Origin of the sequence: Mesorhizobium sp. M1409, from assembly GCF_040317535.1 — a bacterium.
Taxonomy (GTDB): Bacteria; Pseudomonadota; Alphaproteobacteria; order Rhizobiales; family Rhizobiaceae; genus Mesorhizobium.
On record NZ_JAMYKV010000124.1, the window covers coordinates 1 to 3619 of the forward strand.

Below are 3619 nucleotides of genomic sequence, written 5' to 3' on the forward strand. Positions count from 1 at the left end.
GGGCTCCCTTTTTTCCTCCTCACCAATTCCGCTCGCCCCCCCCCCAAACCTCTCCGGCCTATATTTACCTTTTTAAAATTATCCCCGCCGGCGCCCCGCGCCCCCCCCCCCCCGGCAGTTGCCATTTTCTGTCTCGCAGGACATATGACGTCGCTTTCAGTCTACGTCAGAGAGGTCATTTTTTCTGCCCGCCGCAGAGAGGTGTTGAAAATAATCTTAAAATGCTAAGTATCAGCATTCGGCGATATTGCTTATGGCGCTATAGCGTACTAAGTAGACGATATTTATGATTCTTGTAAGAACAACGTCTCAGTGCAGACGACTGTGCGTACAGTCGTTCGTAAAAAAGACTAAATGAAAGCAGAAAAGAACAAACACATTCAAACTGGCCTGGACGTTAATTGAATTCAACGAACGGTACAACAGCATGACGCCGTTGGCGCAATAAAGAGAAATAACAACAAAAAAGAGAAATAACAACAACGTTAACACTAATAATATAACCAGCAAACGAGACGGACGGAAACATTGCGATGAGGGGCCAGGACCAGCATCGCGTGTTGGCGGCGAGAGTGACACCACTAATCATCCCAACCAGATGCAGTCGGCTGGGCAGTATCAGGCACAGAGGAGGGCCAAATCATCTCTCCATGGGCCACGATGTCGAAGTGCCCTACTGTTATACAGCGGGTCCATACACAATTGTCTTCTGCAGTGAAGCAGTCAGTGGGAAAGATAGCGAGGAAAGACTGCATATCTTCACGCTCCACGGTAGAGCACCATCGCTGGTGGTACTTACTACTTACAGATCTAGCAGTGATGACCCCATTGTATGGCCAGAGGTCCATCGCCAGCACCACCCCAGGGAAATATTTAGTTGGAACTGCTTCTAAGTTCCTGTTTTCAACACAGGCTTGTACAAGCCCTGTGGGCAAATAGGCATACAAGAGGGCGGGATCTCCAGGGATGCGTTCAAGCTCGATCTCCTCCCTAAAGCCAAACATTGGAGTTTCGGTCATACAGGGCACCGTTTCGAGTGCCCCAAAATCTTTTGGAGGAAGTCCCGCAGCTTCTTCATAAGCCCGCGCCTCAGCCACCCACTCGACCTGAGCCTTCATGACCTGCTTGAGGTAAGCACGATATTTTTTGACTGCCTTTTTAAGGCCATTGCGGAGCTTGTCTTTGGGCACCCCCGTCAGGCACACGCTTTTAAATTGGGGGCGCTCGTAGGTTGGATAGTTGTCTGCCATGGTGAAGGTATGATGGAAGATAAAAGTGTGGTTTATATAGAATGTGGAGAGTTGATTGTGCGGTGGATGCACTGACGAAATGAGGTTTATATAGGGAGGGGCTCTCTTCCTTATTGGACCGATTTTTTTAATCTCCGGCCGCTACAGTGGGCGTCGTTTCGACACACTACAAGGTATCTTTTGAACGTGTCCCTTGGGTCGCCGTAGAAGTCGCGGCTTCCGTGCAGTCCAAAGGGCACGACTTTAGCGAACTGCAAAGGGCAGCGGATTGCTAAGTCAACAACCCGTCACATCCAACGCTTTGGCGGCTCAACGGCTTAACGGCTTGGCTTGGCTTGGCTTGGCTTGGCAGGATATATCGCTTTGTAGCCTTTCTTTGTTTATGCACTCGTGCGCTCGTTTGTTCGTGCATTTAGGGCAGCGGTGAAGACGTTTCGGGGGAGTGTCAGGAATTTCGTGTACGGGCGTGCGATTGAACATTATACCAACGAGCGCTAATCAAAACCGGTGCGCCCAATCGCGCATTCCGATCGACATGATTTTCCAGGGCTGTGCGACCAGCTGTATGCATCCGAGCAGTCCCGCGGAATGAAGGCTCGCGCGTGAACATGAGCCGGGTTATGGTCGAGCAGGGCGTCTCAGGTTAGGTCCGTTTGCATGCCTTCAGATTTTTCGGCGCGCTTTTCGGGCCCATTTTGCAGCCAGGTCATCGACCGCTTTGTTGAGTTGGCTGAAGTTGGCGTTGTGGGGATTGTCATCGCTGCCACCCCACCATTCGGCGAGTTCGGCATGTCGCTCGTGCGCCGGATCGGTAAGCGCCTCGCAGAACTCCTGATACCCCCATGGGCCGCCGACGTCCTCGGGCGGGCAGTATCCTGTGGCTTCTAGTGGATTGATCGGAACGGACGAGTCCGATTGAGGATTCCGCGCGGCGCTGCTTTGTGCGACGAAAGGGCATGCGTATTGGTATCAGCATTGTCGTCACGGCTCCGGACAGGGATCGGCTCAAAGCTCTCGTTGCGGCGCGCGGATCGCCGCAGAAGCACGTTTGGCGGGCGCGGATCATCCTTCTGACCGACGATGGGTTGGGCACCGTCGCGATCATGACGGCGACGGGCAAGTCGAAGACCTGCGTCTGGCGCTGGCAGGAGCGGTACATGGCCGAAGGTGTCGATGGCCTGCTGCGCGACAAAACCAGGCCCCCTGGCATCGCACCTCTTGAGACGACGCTGGTCGACAAGGTCGTGGCACTGACGCTCGAGCCGCCGACCCAAGAGGCGACGCACTGGACGGTTCGCGCAATGGCCAAGGCGGTGGGCATCGCGGCGTCCTCGGTGGTGAAGATCTGGCATGATCACGGCTTGGCGCCGCATCGCTGGCGCAGTTTCAAACTGTCCAATGACAAGGCGTTTGCCGAGAAGCTTCACGACGTGGTCGGCCTCTACGTCTCGCCGCCCGCGCATGCCATCGTGTTGTCAGTCGACGAGAAGAGCCAGATCCAGGCGCTCGACCGTACCCAGCCGGGGCTGCCGCTCAAGCGCGGTCGCGGAGCGACCATGACGCACGACTATAAGCGCAACGGCACCACTACGCTGTTTGCCGCGCTCAACGTGCTCGACGGCTCGGTGATCGGGCGCAATATGCAGCGCCATCGGCACCAGGAGTTCATTCGGTTCCTCAACGCGGTCGAGACCGAAATGCCGACCGGCAAGGCCGTGCATGTCATCCTCGACAACTATGCCACCCATAAACAGCCTAAAGTCCGCGCCTGGCTGGCCCGGCATCCCCGCTGGACATTCCACTTTGTGCCGACCTCATGTTCGTGGCTCAACGCGGTCGAGGGTTTCTTCGCCAAGCTGACGCGCCGGCGCCTCAAGAACGGTGTCTTCCACTCGGTTGTCGACCTCCAGGCCGCCATCAACCGCTTCATCAAGGAGCATAATCAGGAACCTCGTCCCTTCGTATGGCGCGCCGATCCAGATGAGATCATCGCCGCAGTCAGGCGCGGGCATCAAACGTTGGAATCAATCCACTAGGAGCATCGGGCCCTCCGTGCCGATTGCAGGGAAGGTGCGCTCGATCTTGATGCTGTGCGTCCAGCCGTCGCCAAAGTCGTAAAGGTATTTGAACGATTTGGCGCCGGTATCCTGGACTGCGGACAGCAGCGAGACTTTGCGTGCATCGATGGGACCATCCCCCCATTCCTCGTCAGGCAAACCAAAACCAACGTCACGGATGCGGAATTCGTAAAGGTGGACAGATCGATTTACCGCGGTTTTTGAACGGCAAGGCGGACAAACCGGCGCGGTTGGCCGAATCTGACTTTATGACAAGGTTTTCGCCCCTTGCCTGGGTAGATGGCTGATTAA

At 55.5% G+C, this 3619-nt stretch carries 3 protein-coding genes and 1 pseudogene; 1 reads left to right on the forward strand and 3 read right to left on the reverse strand.

The window, feature by feature from the left end:
- Positions 1-581 precede the first annotated feature (581 nt).
- A complete protein-coding gene (locus NKG99_RS35485; RefSeq protein ID WP_352874108.1) occupies positions 582-1250 on the reverse strand; it encodes a RolB family protein in 669 nt (222 codons plus the stop codon).
- 663 nt (positions 1251-1913) lie between these two features.
- Positions 1914-2147 (reverse strand): IS1096 element passenger TnpR family protein, encoded by a 234-nt coding sequence (locus NKG99_RS35490; protein ID WP_352874112.1) that lies wholly within the window; start codon positions 2145-2147, stop codon positions 1914-1916.
- 59 nt (positions 2148-2206) lie between these two features.
- On the opposite strand from NKG99_RS35490, the gene NKG99_RS35495 reads away from it, so the two are divergent.
- Entirely contained in the window at positions 2207-3286 is a 1080-nt protein-coding gene (locus NKG99_RS35495; protein ID WP_352874110.1) for an IS630 family transposase, read from the forward strand.
- On the opposite strand, the pseudogene NKG99_RS35500 reads toward NKG99_RS35495, so the two are convergent.
- A pseudogene (locus tag NKG99_RS35500) lies at positions 3284-3505 on the reverse strand (IS1096 element passenger TnpR family protein); the annotation flags it as partial. The gene NKG99_RS35495 and the pseudogene NKG99_RS35500 sit on opposite strands and share 3 nt — an antisense overlap.
- Between the last annotated feature and the right edge of the window lie 114 nt (positions 3506-3619).

Excerpts from the sequence above, each read along its gene's own strand:
- NKG99_RS35495 (WP_352874110.1), top strand. The coding sequence starts at position 2,207 with ATGCGTATTGGTATCAGCATTGTCGTCACGGCTCCGGACAGGGATCGG.
- NKG99_RS35485 (WP_352874108.1), bottom strand. The coding sequence starts at position 1,250 with ATGGCAGACAACTATCCAACCTACGAGCGCCCCCAATTTAAAAGCGTG.